Origin of the sequence: Acidocella aquatica, from assembly GCF_030160635.1 — a bacterium.
In the GTDB taxonomy this organism is placed as follows: domain Bacteria; phylum Pseudomonadota; class Alphaproteobacteria; order Acetobacterales; family Acetobacteraceae; genus Acidocella; species Acidocella aquatica.
Window position 1 is genome coordinate 258,643 of record NZ_BSOS01000065.1, and the last position, 15,287, is coordinate 273,929.

Sequence of the window (15,287 nt, forward strand, 5' to 3'; positions counted from 1 at the left end):
GCTCTGCTAGCAAGCGGACAATGTTCGGATTTTCCTGGGGCGAGATTGGTCTGATAATGGCGGTGGCACTGGTTGCCATCGGGCCAAAGGATTTGCCTGTGGCCATCCGCACGGTCACCAGCCTGATCAAAAAAGCACGCGGCATGGCGGCTGAGTTCCAGGGCCATGTCGATGATATGATGCGCGAGGCCAATCTGGCCGATGTGAAGGGCGAGCTGAACAAGCTCCGCAATTTTGACTTCAAGAGTGCGGCGGAACAAACGGTCGACCCTGACGGCACGCTGCGCGACTCGCTCAAAAAAGCCACCGGCGAGGCCGGCGGGACTGAGTTTGTGGCGCCAGCGCCGGTTATTTTGGAGACACCGGATTCCCCGGCCTTCATCCCGCCTGACGCGGCGCGCAAAAAGCCGGTCCCGGCCTTTATTCCGCCGGGCACCAAACGCTGGGGATTTTAAGTGACGGAGCAGGAAGCACCCGAAGCCGCGGCGGCCGACGAGATCAACGACAAGGAAATGCCCCTGATGGAGCACCTGGCCGAGCTGCGTAAGCGGCTGATGTGGTCAGCGATCACCTTCATCATCGCCTTCGTGGTCTGCTACCATTTCGCCGCCCGTATCTATGAGTTCCTGGCCGCCCCGCTGGCGCACGCGCTGGAGGCAAGGGGCGAGAAGCCGGAGCTGATCTACACCGCGCTGTTCGAGGCGTTTTTCACCTATGTGAAGGTCTCGGTGTTCGCCGCCGCCTTTATCTCCTTCCCCATGATCGCGGGGCAGCTCTGGCTGTTCGTGGCGCCGGGCCTCTACAAGCGCGAGAAGCGGGCGATGCTGCCCTTCCTCATCGTCACCCCCATCCTGTTCTTCATGGGCGGCGCGCTGGCCTATTATGTATTCTTCCCTGTTGCATGGCGCTTCTTCCTCAGCTTCCAGACCAGCGGTGGCAATGGCGATGTGCAGATCGCCCTCATGGCCAAGGTAAGCGATTATCTGAACGTGGTGATGAAGCTGATCTTCGCCTTCGGCCTGAGTTTTGAGCTGCCGGTGCTGCTCACCCTGCTGGGGCGCGTGGGCATCGTGAACTCCGCCGCCTTAAAAAAATACCGCCGCTATGCCTATGTCGGCTGTTTCATCGTGGCCGCCATCATGGCGCCGCCGGATGTGCCCTCGCAGTGTTTAATGGCCGGGTTGTTGATCTTTTTGTTCGAGATTTCGCTGTTCGCCGTGAAGATGGTGGAGCCGAAAGTGCCGGTGGAGGCAGAAGATGCATGATATAAAAGCGATCACCCAGGACCCGGCGGCGTTTGACGCGGCGCTGGCCCGGCGGGGGATTTTGCCGCTCTCACGCGAGCTTGGCGAGATGGACGGCGAGCGCCGCGCGGCCGTGGCGCAGCTGCAGGTGCTCCAGGCCGGCCGCAACGCGCTGGCCAAGCGCATCGGCGAGGCCAAGCGCGCCAAGGAGGATACCAGCGCCCTGGAGGCCGAAGGCGGCGCCCTGCGCGGCCAGATGGAGGCGCTGGAAGCCGAGGTTCCGCGCCTGGAACTGCTGATCCGCGAGACGCTCGCGGCGATCCCCAATGTGCTCGACGCCGCCGTGCCGGAAGGCCGCGATGAGACCGCCAACATTGAGGTGAAAACCTGGGGCAAGAAGCCCGAGTTTGCCTTCCCCGCCAAAGAGCATTTCGAGATCGGCGAGGCCCTCGGGCTGATGGATTTCGCCGGTGCCGCCAAGCTGGCCGGCTCGCGCTTCACCGTGCTGCGCGGCGCCCTGGCCAGGCTGGAGCGCGCGCTTGGCCAGTTCATGCTCGACACCCACACGGCCGATCATGGCTATAGCGAAACCGTGGTGCCTTTGCTGGTCAACGACAGCGCGATGTTCGGCACCGGCCAGCTGCCCAAATTCGCCGATGATCTGTTCAAGACCACCGATGGCCGCTGGCTGATCCCCACCGCCGAGGTCTCGTTGACCAATCTGGTGGCAGGCGAAATTCTCCCCGCCGCGCAATTGCCGGTCCGCGTGACCGCGCTGACCCCCTGTTTCCGCTCCGAGGCAGGCTCCGCCGGGCGCGATGTGCGCGGCATGCTGCGCCAGCACCAGTTCTCCAAGGTGGAGCTGGTCAGCATCACCCGCCCCGAGGACTCCGAGGCCGAGCACGAGCGCATGACCGCCTGCGCCGAGCGCATATTGGAAGCCCTGGAGCTGCCCTATCGCCGCATGTTGCTTTGCGCCGGGGATACCGGATTTTCGGCGGTGAAAACCTACGACCTGGAAGTCTGGCTGCCGGGGCCTGTGCCCGCGGGCGGGCAACGGCAGGGGATGTACCGTGAGATTTCCTCCTGCTCCAACACCCGCGCCTTCCAGGCCCGCCGCATGAACGCCCGCTACCGCAACGCCGAGGGCAAGCCCGATTTCGTGCATACGCTCAACGGCTCGGGTGTCGCGGTGGGCCGCGCGCTCATCGCGGTGCTGGAAAACCACCAGAACGAGGACGGTTCGGTGCGCGTGCCCGCTGTCCTGCGCCCCTATATGGGCGGGCTGGAAATAATTTCCGCGCCATAACCCAGGTTACTCTTTGTCATCTTTCCGCAACCTCCCAGGCGGGACAAGCACCATGTAACTGGATATAGACCAACAGGTTAGGTGGGGAGAATGTAGCGTGGTTGACCCTGTGGCAGTGCCCAAGCGCGGCAAGAAGCGGTGGATATTTGGCGGGCTCGCGCTCCTCCTCATAGGCTTCATCTGGTATCGCCACTCTGGCACCGGCCCCGGCGCGCATAAGCCCGCGCCCCAGGCCGTGGGCGTTGCCAAGGCTGTCAGCGGGCCGATGCCCGTGGTGCTCGATGAACTCGGCACCGTCACCCCTACCGCCACCGTCACCATATTGCCGCAGCTCAGCGGCTATCTCACCCAGGTTGCCTTCACCGAGGGCGAGAGCGTCACCCAGGGCCAGTTCCTCGCCGAGATCGACCCGCGCCCTTATCAGATCCAGCTTGAGCAATATCAGGCCGCGCTGGCGAAGGACACGGCGGCCCTCGGCCAGGCGAAATCAGACCTCGCGCGCTACCAGATTCTCGCCCGTCAGGACTCCATCTCCGCCCAGCAGGTGGCCGACCAGACCTTTCTCGTCGCGCAGGACACCGCCGCCACCAAATCCGACCAGGCGAACATCGACCAGGCCAGGCTCAACCTCGCCTATTGCCACATCACCTCGCCGGTGGCGGGCAAGGTCGGCCTGCGGCTGGTGGACCCCGGCAATTACGTCACCCCGGGCAGCAGCACCGGCATCGCCGTGGTCACCACCATGTCGCCGACCACGGTGATCTTCTCCGTGGCGCAGGCCGATCTGGCGCCAGTGCTGGTGCGGCTGGGGCAGGGGGCCACACTCCCCGCCACCGCCTACGCCAGCGATGATACCACCAGGCTGGAAGACGGCACCCTGAGTGCCGTGGACAATCAGGTGGACACCGCCACCGGCATGGTGAAGCTGCGCGCCAAATTCGCCAATGCGGATGGCGCGCTCTTTCCCAATGAGTTCGTCAACATCCATTTGCTGGTGAACACCCTGCAAAGCGCCACGCTGGTGCCCTCACAGGCCGTGCAGACCGGCGCCCCGGGGACTTATGTTTATGTCCTCAACGCCGATAACACTGTGCGCGTGCAGCCGGTCACCACCGGCCCCACCGATGGCACCAACACCGTCATCACCAAGGGCATCACCCCCGGCGACGTGGTGGTGACCGATGGTGTGGACCGCCTGAGCGATGGCGCCAAGGTCAGCGTGGCCGCGCCCGCCGCCACCCCGTGAATCCCTCCAGGGTTTTTATCCTGCGGCCGGTGGCGACCTCGCTGCTGATGCTCGCCTTTGTTCTGGTCGGGCTGGTCGCGTTCAAATATTTGCCCGTCTCGGCGCTGCCTGATGTCACCTACCCCACCATCCAGGTGCAGACCTTCTACCCCGGCGCCTCGCCGCAGGTGATGACATCTTCCATCACCGCGCCGCTGGAGCGCCAGCTTGGCCAGATGGAAGGGCTGAACCAGATGTCCTCGGCCAGCTCCGCCGGGGCTTCGGTCATCACCTTGCAGTTCAACCTCTCGCTGAGCCTGGATATCGCGGAGCAGGAGGTGCAGGCGGCGATCAACGCGGCGGGCAACCTGCTGCCCGCTGATCTTCCCGCGCCGCCGGTCTACGCCAAGGTGAACCCCGCCGACGCGCCGGTGCTCACGCTGGCGATCACTTCCAAAACCATGAACCTGACCGATGTGGAATCGCTTGCCAACTCCCGCCTGGCGGCGCGCATCTCGGAGGTTCCCGGTGTCGGCCTGGTGACGGTGAGCGGCGGCAACACGCCTTCGGTGCGTGTCGAGGTGAACCCGCAGGCGCTCGCCGCCTATGGCCTCAGCCTGGACAATATCCGCACGCTCATCGGCAATCTCAACGTCAACACGCCCAAAGGCAGCTTCTCCGGCCCCACGCAGAGCTACACCATCAACGATAACGACCAGATCACCCGCGCCGCCGAATATGAGAAGATCGTGGTGGCGTATAAAAACGGCACGCCGGTTTATCTGGGCGATGTCGCCAGGATCATCGCCGCCCCCGAGAACGCCGAGCTGGGCGCCTGGGCCAACCGCACGCCGGCCATCATCCTCAACGTGCAGCGCCAGCCCAACGCCAATGTCATCGCCACGGTGGACGCGATAAAGCGTGAGCTGCCCAGCCTCACCGCGGGCCTTCCGGCGGCGATGGTGGTCAGCGTCATGAGCGACGGCACAACCTCCATCCGCGCCTCGGTCAGCGATGCCGAGTTCGAGCTGGCCCTGAGCATCGGCCTCGTCATCGCCGTCATCTTCGTGTTTCTGCGCAACATGCGGGCCACTATCATCCCCAGCATCTCCGTGCCGGTCTCGCTCATCGGCACGCTGGCGTTCATGTATCTGAGCCATTTCTCCATCGACAATCTCTCCCTGATGGCGCTGATCGTGGCGACCGGCTTCGTGGTGGATGACTCCATCGTGATGATCGAGAATATCTCCCGCTACATTGAAATGGGTGAGCCTCCGCTGCAGGCGGCGCTGAAGGGCGCTGGCCAGATCGGCTTCACCATCATCTCGCTCACCGTCTCGCTCATCGCGGTGCTCATCCCGCTGCTGTTCATGGGCGATGTCGTGGGGCGGCTGTTCTCCGAATTCGCGGTGACTTTGGCGATCACCATCATCATCTCCGCCGTGGTCTCGCTCACCCTGGTGCCGATGCTCTGCGCGCGCCTGCTGCACAAAAAAGGCGAGGATACACCTTCACGTTTCGAGGCGTGGAACGAGCGCCAGTTCAACCGCCTGCTCGCCGCCTACGGGCGCGGGCTGGAGCGCGTGCTGGCCCATGCGCGCCTCACCCTCGCGGTGGCCGTCGGCACGCTGGTGCTCACGATCGCGCTCTATGCGTTCATCCCCAAGGGGTTTTTCCCGGTGCAGGATACCGGCGTCATCGCGGGCATTTCCCAGGGGGCGCAAACCACCTCCTACGCCGCCATGGCCCAGCACCAGCAGGCACTGGCCGATGCGCTCTTGAAAGACAAAGATGTTGTCAGCCTGACTTCCTACATCGGCGTTGACGGCAGCAACACCACGCTCAATCAGGGGCGCTTTCTCATCAACCTGAAGCCCCGGGGCGCGCGCAGCTCCAGCGCTGCCCAGATCATCCCGCGCCTGCTTCAGGAAAGTGCCGGCGTGCCGGGCATTTCGCTCTATCTGCAACCGGTGCAGAGCCTCACGCTCAACACCACCGTCAGCCCGGCGCAATATCAGTTCGTGCTGCAAAGCCCATCGCAGAGCGCTTTCACCACCTACGTTCCAGCCCTCATGGCCAAACTGCGCGCGCTGCCGCAGCTCACCGATGTCGCGAGCCAGCTGCAGGCCGCGGGCAACTCCGTTTTCATCAACATAGACCGCACCAACGCCGCCCGCTTTGGCATCACCCCCGCCACCGTGGACAGCGCCTTGTATGACGCGTTCGGCCAGCGGATCATCTCCACCATCTTTACCCAGACTGACCAATACCGTGTGATTCTCACGGTGGACCCAGCGAAAATGACGAGCCTCGCCTCGCTGGGCAACATCTATCTGCCCTCCTCCTCGGCCACCGGCGGGCAGGTGCCGCTCTCGGCCATCGCCACGTTCACCCGCCAGCCTGAGCCCTTGGTGCTGGAGCATCTCGGCCAGTTTCCCGCCAGCACCATCTCCTTCAACCTCGCCCCCGGCGCCTCGCTCGGCGGCGCGGTGAACGCGATCACGCGGGCGGAAAAATCCCTCAACTTCCCGCCCGCGGTGACAACAAATTTCGCGGGCGCCGCGCAGGCTTTCCAGAACTCGCTGGATAATGAGGTCTTCCTGCTGCTGGCGGCCCTCATCGCCGTTTATATCGTGCTTGGCGTGCTCTATGAGAGTTTCATCCACCCGGTCACCATCATCTCCACGCTGCCTTCGGCGGGCGTGGGCGCGCTGGTGTTTCTCTGGCTGGCCGGTGATGGCCTCGATGTCATCGGTATCATCGGCATCGTGCTGCTCATCGGCATCGTGAAGAAAAACGCGATCATGATGATCGATTTCGCCCTGCATGCCGAGCGCAATGAGGGTAAATCCCCTCGCGATGCGATTTATGAAGCCTGTATGCTGCGCCTGCGCCCTATTCTGATGACCACGCTGGCGGCCATGTTCTCCGGCCTCCCCCTCATCCTTGCCGGTGGCATGGGCTCCGAGCTGCGCCAGCCGCTCGGCCTCGCGATCATCGGCGGGCTGGCGGTCAGCCAGGTGCTTACATTGTTCACCACGCCGGTCATCTATCTGGCGTTTGACAATCTCTCCCGCCGCCTGAAACCGGCATGAACCTCTCGTCGATCTTCATCCGCCGCCCGGTCGCCACCACGCTGCTGACGCTCGGCATCGCCCTCTCCGGCGCGCTGGCCTTCTTCAAGCTTCCCGTGGCGCCGCTGCCGCAGATTTCCTTCCCCACCATCCAGGTCCAGGCCAACATGGCCGGCGCCAGCCCGGACACCATGGCCGCCACCGTGGCCGAACCGCTGGAACGCCACCTCGGCACCATCGCCGATGTCACCGAGATGACCTCGCAATCAGGCATCGGCGTCACGCGCATCGTCCTGCAATTCGGGCTGGACCGCAGCATAGACGGCGCGGCGCGCGACGTGGAGGCGGCCATCCAGGCCTCGCGGGCAGACCTGCCGAGCACCCTGCGCGCCAACCCGCAATACGAGAAATTCAATCCCGCCGACGCGCCGATCATGGTGCTGGCGCTCACCTCCAAAACCATGACCCCCGGCCAGCTCTACGACGCGGCTGATACCGTGTTGCAGCAGCAGTTCTCGCAGATTGACGGCGTGGGCAATGTCGAACTCGGCGGCTCCGCGCTGCCCGCCGTGCGGGTGGAGCTGCAGCCGGGGCCGCTCGCCAAATACGGCATCGGGCTGGAGGATGTGCGCGCGGCCCTGGCGGCCGCGAACGCGAACGCGCCAAAGGGATATTTCAACGCCGGCGGCATGCGCTACCAAATCTACACCAACGACCAGGCCAGCGTGGCCGCGCAATACCGCGATCTGGTGGTCGCCTACCGCAACGGCCAGGCGGTGAAACTCTCCGATGTCGCCCAGGTCACCAACGCGGTGGAAAACCTGCACAATGCGGGGCTCTACAACGGCCAGCACGCGGTGCTGGTCATCATCCACCCCAGCCCGGATGCCAATGTCATCCGCACCGTGGACCAGCTGCGCGCGATGCTCCCCACCCTGCGCGCCGCCCTGCCGCCCGCGATCAATTTCAGTATCGCGATGGACCGCTCGCAATCCATCCGTGCCGCGCTCGCCGACACTGAGCGCACCCTCTTCATCGCGGTGCTGCTGGTGGTGGCTGTGGTGTTCGTGTTTCTGCGCTCGCCGCGCGCGACACTCATCCCTGGCATCGCGGTGCCCATCTCGATCATCGGCACTTTCGGGCCGATGTATCTGCTCGGCTTTTCCGTGGACAATCTCTCCCTCATGGCGCTCACCATCGCCACCGGCTTCGTGGTGGACGACGCGGTGGTGGTGGTGGAGAACACCATGCGCCACCTGGAGGACGGCATGGAGCCGTTTGAGGCCGCCCTGCGCGGCAGCGCCGAGGTGAGCTTTACTGTGCTGTCCATGAGCCTTTCGCTCATCGCGGTGTTCACGCCCATTCTGCTGATGCCCGGCCTGCTTGGCCGATTGTTTCAGGAATTCGCCGAGACCCTCTCGATCACCATCCTCATCTCGCTGCTCGTCTCGCTCACCGTCACACCCATGCTCTGCGCGAAGTTCCTCCGCCTGGAGCCGCCGGGCAAAAGGCCAAACCGCCTGGTGCGCTGGCTGGAGAGCGCCTTCAACGCCACGCTGGAGGGTTACGCCCGCTCGCTGCGCTGGGCCCTGCGCCACGCCAGGCTGGTCGGCGCCGCCCTGGTGTTCACCATTTTCCTCAACGTGTTCCTCTTCATCGTGGTGCCAAAAGGGTTTTTCCCCGAGCAGGACACGGGGCTGGTGATCGGCACCGTGCAGGCCGACCAGAGCATCTCCTTCCCGCTGATGAAGCAGAAACTCACCGAGCTGGAAGCCATCGTGCAGCACGACCCCGGCGTTGCCTCGGCCGCCGGGTTCACCGGCGGGCGCGCCACCAACAGCGGGTTTCTCTTCATCACCCTCAAGCCCATCGCGCAGCGCCATGTTTCGGCCACCGCCATCGTCGCGCGGCTGCGCCAACCGCTGGCGCGCATCGCGGGCGTGCAGACCTTCCTCGTCCCGGCGCAGGATCTGCGGGTCGGCGGACGCTCCAGCAATGCCGAATATCAGTACACGCTCAAAAGCGACGATCCCGATGCGCTGAACATCTGGATTCCCAAAATCATCGCGGCGCTGAAACAACAGAAAAGCCTCGTTGATGTCAGCTCCGACCTGCAACAAGGCGGGCTGGAGACCAACATCGTCATCAACCGCGCGCAGGCGGCGCGCATGAGCATCACCCCCAGCCAGATTGACAACACGCTCTACGACGCCTTCGGCCAGCGCGCCGTCTCCACCATTTATAACGAGCTGAACCAGTATCAGGTGGTGATGGAGCTGGCGCCGCAATACCAAAGCACCCCGGCCGATCTCTCGCGCATCTATATCTCCACCTCCGGCGGCGTGGCGAGCGGCACATCGCAGACCAACGCCCCCGCCGGCACCGTGCTCGCCAGCACAAAGGCCGCCAGCGCCAGCGGCACGGTGGCCAGCGTGGCGCTCGATTCGGCGACCAACGCCGCGATCAACGCCATTGCCGCCAGCGGCAAATCCGGTGCCTCCTCGGGCAGCGCCGTGAGCACCCATGCCGAAACCATGGTGCCGCTCTCCGCCATCGCCAGCTATGCGCCCGGCTCCACGCCCATCGCCGTGAACCATGACGGCGGGCGCGTCGCCGCCACCATCTCCTTCAACCTGCCCGCTGGAGTCGCACTCGGCACCGCGGCCGCCACCATCACCCGCACCATGAGCGATCTGGACGTGCCGCTCACCATCACCGGCAGTTTCGCGGGCACCGCCGCCGCCTTCCAGTCCACCGCCAGCGCCGAGCCGCTGATCATCCTGGCGGCCCTGGCCGCGGTTTATATCGTGCTGGGCATTCTCTACGAGAGCACGATGCACCCGCTCACCATCCTCTCCACCATCCCCTCCGCCGGGGTGGGCGCCACGCTTTTTCTGCTGGTGCTCAACGTGCCGCTCACCATCATCGCGCTCATCGGCGTCATCCTGCTCATCGGCATCGTGAAGAAAAACGCCATCCTGATGATCGACTTCGCCCTGCAGCTTGAGCGCGGCCAGGGCCTCTCGCCCGAGGATGCGATCTATCAGGCCGCCACCTTGCGCTTCCGCCCGATCATGATGACCACCTTCGCCGCCGCGCTGGGCGCGCTGCCGCTGGCCATCGGCCTTGGCCAGGGCGCCTCGCTGCGCCAGCCGCTGGGCCTTACCATCATCGGCGGCCTCATCGTCAGCCAGGCGCTCACCCTTTATACCACCCCCGTTATTTATTTATGGCTGGACCGGCTCGCCACCCGCCTGCGCGGCCGGCCAGACACCGCCGTGCCGCGCGCGGGCAGTATTGTGGAGGCACGATGAAACCGATGACCAAATGGGCGTTCAGCCTCCTCGGCCTTCTTGGCCTCACGGGCTGCATGGTGGGGCCTGACTACCACCGCCCGCAGCTGGCCATGCCCGCCGGCTACAAGGCGGCGGCTGGCTGGGTGCGGGCCACACCTGCCGACTCCGCACCCAAGGGCGATTGGTGGCAGGCGTTCGGCGATGCGCAGCTTGACCAGCTGGAGCCCCAGGTGGCGGTGAACAATGCGACCCTGCTGGCCGATTATGACGCCTATCAACAATCGTTGGAGATTGTGCAGGAGGCACGCGGCGGGTTGTTCCCGAGCCTCGGCCTCACCGGCAGCGCGACGCGGGCCAAGCAGGGCACCAGCGGCCTCACCACCGGGCCGCGCACCTCCGGCACGTTTGAGGGCAGCGCCGGTTGGACACCTGACATATGGGGCAAGATCCGCCGCCAGGTGCAGGGGGATGTGGCGGCGGCGCAGGTCAGCGCCGCCGACCTCGCCAACGCCACCTTGAGCGCCCAGGCCGCGCTGGCGGCTGATTATGTAGACCTGCGCGCCGCTGACGCCGCAATCGCGCTCTACCAGGCCACCGTCGCGGCCGACACGCGCAGCCTGCAGATCACTCAAAACCAGGCGGCGGCAGGCGTTGCCGCTCCCTCCGATGTCATCACCGCACGGGCCCAGCTTGACGCCGCGCAGGCCCAGCTCATCAATGCCGGGGTGGCGCGCGCGCAATATGAACACGCCATCGCCGTATTGGCCGGGCAGATGCCCGAGACCTTCAGCCTGCCTCCCGCGCCGCAGATCACCATGGTGCCGCTCGCCCCGCCCGGCGTGCCCAGCGCCTTGCTGCAACGCCGGCCCGACATCGCCGCCGCCGAGCGCGCCATGGCGGAGGCCAACGCCAAAATCGGCATCGCGGAGGGGGCCTATTACCCTGATTTAAGCCTCACGGCGCTGGGCGGCTACGCGGCGGACCCTATTGGCGGGCTGTTTTCGGTAAGCAACAGCCTGTGGTCGCTGGGGGCCAGCGTCTCGGCCACCCTGTTCGAGGGCGGCACCCGCAGCGCCAGCGTGCGCGCGGCGGAATTCGCCTATGACCAAAGCGTGCAGACCTACCGCCAAACCGTGCTGAGCGCCTTCCAGGGCGTGGAGAACGACCTCTCGAACCTGCGGATTTTGGCGGCACAGGCCGATGTGGAGGCCCGCGCCGTGGCCGACGCGCAAAGCGCGCTGCGGATTGCGCTCAACCAGTATCAGGCCGGCACCGTTAATTACACCACGGTGGTGAGCGCCCAGGTCATCCTGCTGGGCGACCAGCAGGCTGAGCTTGCCGTGCAACAAAACCGCCTGCTGGCCAGTGTTGCCCTGTTTCAGGACCTGGGCGGCGGATTTCAGGCATCTGCCCTGCCTTCGGCGGGGGTGATCCAGGCCAAACTGCCCTTTGCGCCTTAATTCATTGTTTGTGGTCCAGGCAAAACTGGCGTATAGGGTGGCCACGGCGCTTTTCGTTTCTTGTTGTTGCGTGTTTTCTCTGCTTTTGCGGTTCGACGCTTCCCCAACAATCTGAAGAGTATTTTGGCCTGCATGTTGCGGGTCGCTGTTTGTTAGGAGATGCGACATGGCATCAGGTACAGTGAAGTGGTTTAACGCAACCAAGGGTTATGGTTTCATCCAGCCCGACGACGGCTCCAAGGATGTGTTCGTGCATATCTCGGCTGTTGAGCGTTCCAGCCTTGGCACCCTGAACGAGGGCCAGAAGATTCGTTACGAGATTCAGGCTGGCCAGCAGGGCAAGCTCTCGGCGGAAAATCTGCAGGCCGGCTAATCGCCGCTTGCTAAAGGGAAGGGCGGTGCAATTTGCACCGCCCTTTTTTTTGCCTGCGGCCCAGGCGTCGCAACCCGTAGGCTTCTCAACCCCAGGTATCCTTATTATAGTGGTTACGGGTGCCTTAATTGTTAAAGGCTTCCGGTTATGTCTTGGTGTCGCCGAATTAACCGATTGATCCATGTCAATGCGGCAAAAGCATGCGTAGCTGACGCTTCAAGCCGGAATCCAGGTGCAGGAGAATGAATATATGAGCGAAGCCGTTGAGCGTAATGAGCCCGTCCGCGCGCTGGAACTGGTTGCTTTCCTCACCGATCCCGATAGCCGCGATCTCGTGCAGTCGCTGGTCTTCGACCTGGAGTTGAAAAATGTCGTGGTCCGCCAAGGCGGTATCGATGACGCGCTCAACTTCGTGCAAACCCTCCCGTCCTGGCCGCATCAACTGCTGCTCGATATTGCCCAATCACCTTTGCCGCTGAGCGATATGAACCGCGTGGCTGATATTGCCGAACCCGGCACGCGGATCATCGTCGTGGGCGACCGCAATGATGTCGGCCTGTTCCGCGACCTTATGCAGCTTGGCGTTGCGGATTATCTGCTCAAACCCTTCACCCCGGCCATGCTGCGCCGTGGCCTCAACTTTGGGGCGCTGGCCAGCGAACCCGTCCGCGCGCCGCGCGCCGGCAAAACCCTTGCCGTCATTGGCGCGCGTGGCGGTGCTGGCACCTCGACCCTGGCCTGCAGCCTCGCCTGGCAGCTGGCGCATGGCTTTTCACGCCGCACCGTGGTGGTCGATCTGGATGTTTACAACGGCGCGGTGAACCTGGTGTTCAACCTGCCGCCCAGCCAGGGGCTCGTGAGCGCGTTGCAAAACACCGCCGGGCTGGACCATCTGGCGCTGGAGAAAATCCTCACCCTCAGGGGGCCTCGCCTGTTCACGCTGACCGCGGATGTCGACCCCAGGGCCGCCGACCCGCTCACCCCGGACAGTTTGAAGGAGCTGCTTGCCGTCCTGGTCGACCATTTTCACTTCGTGGTGCTCGATGTGCCCGCCCGCAGCGGCGCCGTGGTGAACACCCTGCTGGAACAGAGCGACTTCGTTGTCATGCTGGCAGACCCCACGATCCTCGCGGTGCGCAACGTCGCCCGGATATTGCGCGGCCGCGAAGCCGCGAACACGGCCCAACGGACCATATTGGTGGTCAACAATCTCGCGCCAAAAACACCGGAGACCCTTACCAATGCGGCGATGGAAGCCGCGCTTGGCCGCGGCATCGACTATACGCTGCCCTACACCACCGGCCTGACCAAGAGCCAGAACCTGGGCCGGCCGCAGGAATTTCTGCCCGCCGCCTACAGCAAGGCCGTGCTCGAGATCGCCACCGGCATCACCGGCGGCGGCGAAAAACAGGAGGAACAAACACCCTCCGTATGGAAGCGCATGTTCAGCAACTGACCCGTGCCGGGTTGAAGTCCAATCATCGCCATTACGGGACAAAACTTGAAGGATTGCATGCAATGGAGCGGCAGGGCGGACAAAAAAACGGCGCCATGCGCGTAAGGGGCCACAATACCGGAGGACCGCGGCTGTGACGATGTCCTGGAAGAATGAGTTCTCCGTTGGCATTCAGGCGCTCGACGGCGAGCATAAAAAGATCATCAACATGATCAACGCCCTCGATGGGGCCATCGGGCGCCCGGAGGAGCAGCGCATCGTGCAGCAATCCCTGAGCGCGATGGCCGATTATGTCGGAAGGCATTTCCGCGCCGAGGAGGATGCGATGCATCTCGCGGGCTACAAGCTTCTGGAACCCCACCGCAAGACGCATAATGATTTCACCGCCGTGGTCATGGGCCTCGCCCGCCGCAAAAACCTCGAAGCGGTGGAACTGCAGCAAATCCTTGTGAACTGGCTGACCGAGCATATCCTCAAGATCGACAAGGATTATGCCGAGTCAGTTTCCACCTGGATGAACGCGCTCAAGCGCCAGCACTGAATCATCCACCCTGATTAACAAGCACCGGGCTTGCCACGGCAACGTGGCAGGCCCGCTTCGCGTTGGCCCCGCGGGGAGGCATGTCTGCGCCCCGCTCACCTGCGCGAATCTCAAAGGCGCGCGCCAAAATATCAGCTTGGATACGAATCATTAAACCTCCCCGTTCATAGTCAGCCGCACAGCATGAAGCGGCTCGCGGCGGTGGCGCTAATTCGGGTTGCGCGAAATCAGTAAGGAGCCAGCGCGTGAAACATTTACCAATTATTGCAAAATTCCTGATAATTTTAGGAATTTTTGGCGTTTTTGGTGTCGGCGGGGCAGTTTATACAACCGGGCAGGTGCGCGACATCGTGTCCGGCTACCAGCATGTGATCCGAAAAACCGAGGCCGCCGCGGGGCTGATCACACAGGCCAGCCAAGAGATGAGCGGCGTTCAGGCGGATATTGGCATTCTGCTCGTAGCCATCACACCCGAGGACAATAAAGCCGCGGCCACGCGGCTCGCCGCGGACCGCTCCGCCTTCGATACGAACATGGCAAGCGCCGCGCGCCTGCTGCCAATGCGGGCCGCTGAAATTCTGGAACTGAAAAAACAGGGCGATGACCTGATCGATTCGAGTTGCAGCGCAACCATCAGCGACGCCAGTGTCGCAACCACGACCTATCAGGATCTGGCCGCGCAGCAGGAATTTCTCGCCTCCTGCATGCCGTTATTTCCGCCCATGGCCGCGGGCATGACTGCCGAGCGGGCGAAAGTGCAAATCGAGTCCAGCGCCGCTTCAACCGCGTTGGACCAGAGCTCAAGCACGGCCATTTTGCTGACATTTCTCATCATCATTGGCGGCCTGGCCCAGGCGGTCGTGGCATCGTTCTTTGCCATCAACGCATGGGTCATCAACCCGCTGAAGAAATTGCAGAGCGCCATGGAGCGTCTGGCCGGTGGAAATTTGCAGGTGAATGTCGAGGGGGGCGACCGCAAGGACGAAGTCGGGAGCATGGCCCGCACGGTGCAAATCTTCAAGGACTCCGCCTTGCAGAAAATAAACCTTGAGGAAAAAGCCAAGGAAGCCTCCGAGAAGGCCGAGCGCGAGCGCGCCACGGCGGAACAAGCCAAGGCCGCCTTTATCGGCCAGCAGAAATTCGTTGTGGACTCATTGGCTTCCGGCTTGGACCGTCTCGCCCAAGGGCAGCTGCAATTCCGGCTGACGGCGAATTTCGCATCCGAATATGAAAAACTGCGCGGTGACTTCAACAACGCGATGGAGAAGTTGCAGCAAACCCTTGGCTCCATTTCGCGCAACACCCATGG

General features: G+C 63.6%; 11 protein-coding genes. All 11 read left to right on the plus strand.

What is annotated here, in order from left to right:
* The first annotated feature begins 20 nt into the window (after window positions 1-20).
* Window positions 21-455, plus strand: coding sequence for a Sec-independent protein translocase protein TatB (gene tatB / locus QQJ84_RS10605; protein WP_284258148.1), 435 nt, complete (start codon window positions 21-23; stop codon window positions 453-455).
* 57 nt (window positions 456-512) lie between these two features.
* Entirely contained in the window at window positions 513-1,265 is a 753-nt protein-coding gene (tatC, locus tag QQJ84_RS10610; protein ID WP_284258168.1) for a twin-arginine translocase subunit TatC, read from the plus strand.
* The gene (gene serS, locus QQJ84_RS10615) at window positions 1,258-2,553 is read left to right on the plus strand and encodes a serine--tRNA ligase (protein ID WP_284258149.1); all 1,296 of its coding nucleotides are present in this window, start codon (window positions 1,258-1,260) and stop codon (window positions 2,551-2,553) included. Before tatC ends, serS begins: the two co-directional genes overlap by 8 nt.
* A 97-nt stretch (window positions 2,554-2,650) precedes the next feature.
* Window positions 2,651-3,799, plus strand: coding sequence for an efflux RND transporter periplasmic adaptor subunit (locus QQJ84_RS10620; protein ID WP_284258150.1), 1,149 nt, complete (start codon window positions 2,651-2,653; stop codon window positions 3,797-3,799).
* On the plus strand, window positions 3,796-6,873 hold the full coding sequence (locus QQJ84_RS10625) for an efflux RND transporter permease subunit (RefSeq protein WP_284258151.1): 3,078 nt from the start codon (window positions 3,796-3,798) through the stop codon (window positions 6,871-6,873). The genes QQJ84_RS10620 and QQJ84_RS10625 overlap by 4 nt, the downstream gene beginning before the upstream one ends.
* Window positions 6,870-10,166: an efflux RND transporter permease subunit gene (locus QQJ84_RS10630; protein ID WP_284258152.1), complete on the plus strand. Its 3,297-nt coding sequence runs from the start codon at window positions 6,870-6,872 to the stop codon at window positions 10,164-10,166. Before QQJ84_RS10625 ends, QQJ84_RS10630 begins: the two co-directional genes overlap by 4 nt.
* A complete protein-coding gene (locus QQJ84_RS10635) occupies window positions 10,163-11,608 on the plus strand; it encodes an efflux transporter outer membrane subunit (protein ID WP_284258153.1) in 1,446 nt (481 codons plus the stop codon). Before QQJ84_RS10630 ends, QQJ84_RS10635 begins: the two co-directional genes overlap by 4 nt.
* Before the next feature lie 166 nt (window positions 11,609-11,774).
* Window positions 11,775-11,981 (plus strand): cold-shock protein, encoded by a 207-nt coding sequence (locus tag QQJ84_RS10640; RefSeq protein WP_284258154.1) that lies wholly within the window; start codon window positions 11,775-11,777, stop codon window positions 11,979-11,981.
* Window positions 11,982-12,231: 250 nt separating this feature from the next.
* The gene (locus tag QQJ84_RS10645) at window positions 12,232-13,437 is read left to right on the plus strand and encodes an AAA family ATPase (RefSeq protein ID WP_284258155.1); all 1,206 of its coding nucleotides are present in this window, start codon (window positions 12,232-12,234) and stop codon (window positions 13,435-13,437) included.
* A gap of 139 nt (window positions 13,438-13,576) precedes the next feature.
* Complete coding sequence (locus QQJ84_RS10650; protein WP_284258156.1) at window positions 13,577-13,978, plus strand: bacteriohemerythrin; 402 nt, start codon at window positions 13,577-13,579, stop codon at window positions 13,976-13,978.
* A 245-nt stretch (window positions 13,979-14,223) separates the two neighbouring features.
* Window positions 14,224-15,287, plus strand: a 1,064-nt coding sequence (locus QQJ84_RS10655; protein WP_284258157.1) for a methyl-accepting chemotaxis protein, incomplete at its 3' end; no start/stop codon positions are given.

Excerpts from the sequence above, each read along its gene's own strand:
- QQJ84_RS10635 (WP_284258153.1), top strand. The coding sequence starts at position 10,163 with ATGAAACCGATGACCAAATGGGCGTTCAGCCTCCTCGGCCTTCTTGGC.
- QQJ84_RS10630 (WP_284258152.1), top strand. The coding sequence starts at position 6,870 with ATGAACCTCTCGTCGATCTTCATCCGCCGCCCGGTCGCCACCACGCTG.
- tatC (WP_284258168.1), top strand. The coding sequence starts at position 513 with ATGCCCCTGATGGAGCACCTGGCCGAGCTGCGTAAGCGGCTGATGTGG.
- QQJ84_RS10650 (WP_284258156.1), top strand. The coding sequence starts at position 13,577 with ATGTCCTGGAAGAATGAGTTCTCCGTTGGCATTCAGGCGCTCGACGGC.
- QQJ84_RS10645 (WP_284258155.1), top strand. The coding sequence starts at position 12,232 with ATGAGCGAAGCCGTTGAGCGTAATGAGCCCGTCCGCGCGCTGGAACTG.
- tatB (WP_284258148.1), top strand. The coding sequence starts at position 21 with ATGTTCGGATTTTCCTGGGGCGAGATTGGTCTGATAATGGCGGTGGCA.
- QQJ84_RS10640 (WP_284258154.1), top strand. The coding sequence starts at position 11,775 with ATGGCATCAGGTACAGTGAAGTGGTTTAACGCAACCAAGGGTTATGGT.
- serS (WP_284258149.1), top strand. The coding sequence starts at position 1,258 with ATGCATGATATAAAAGCGATCACCCAGGACCCGGCGGCGTTTGACGCG.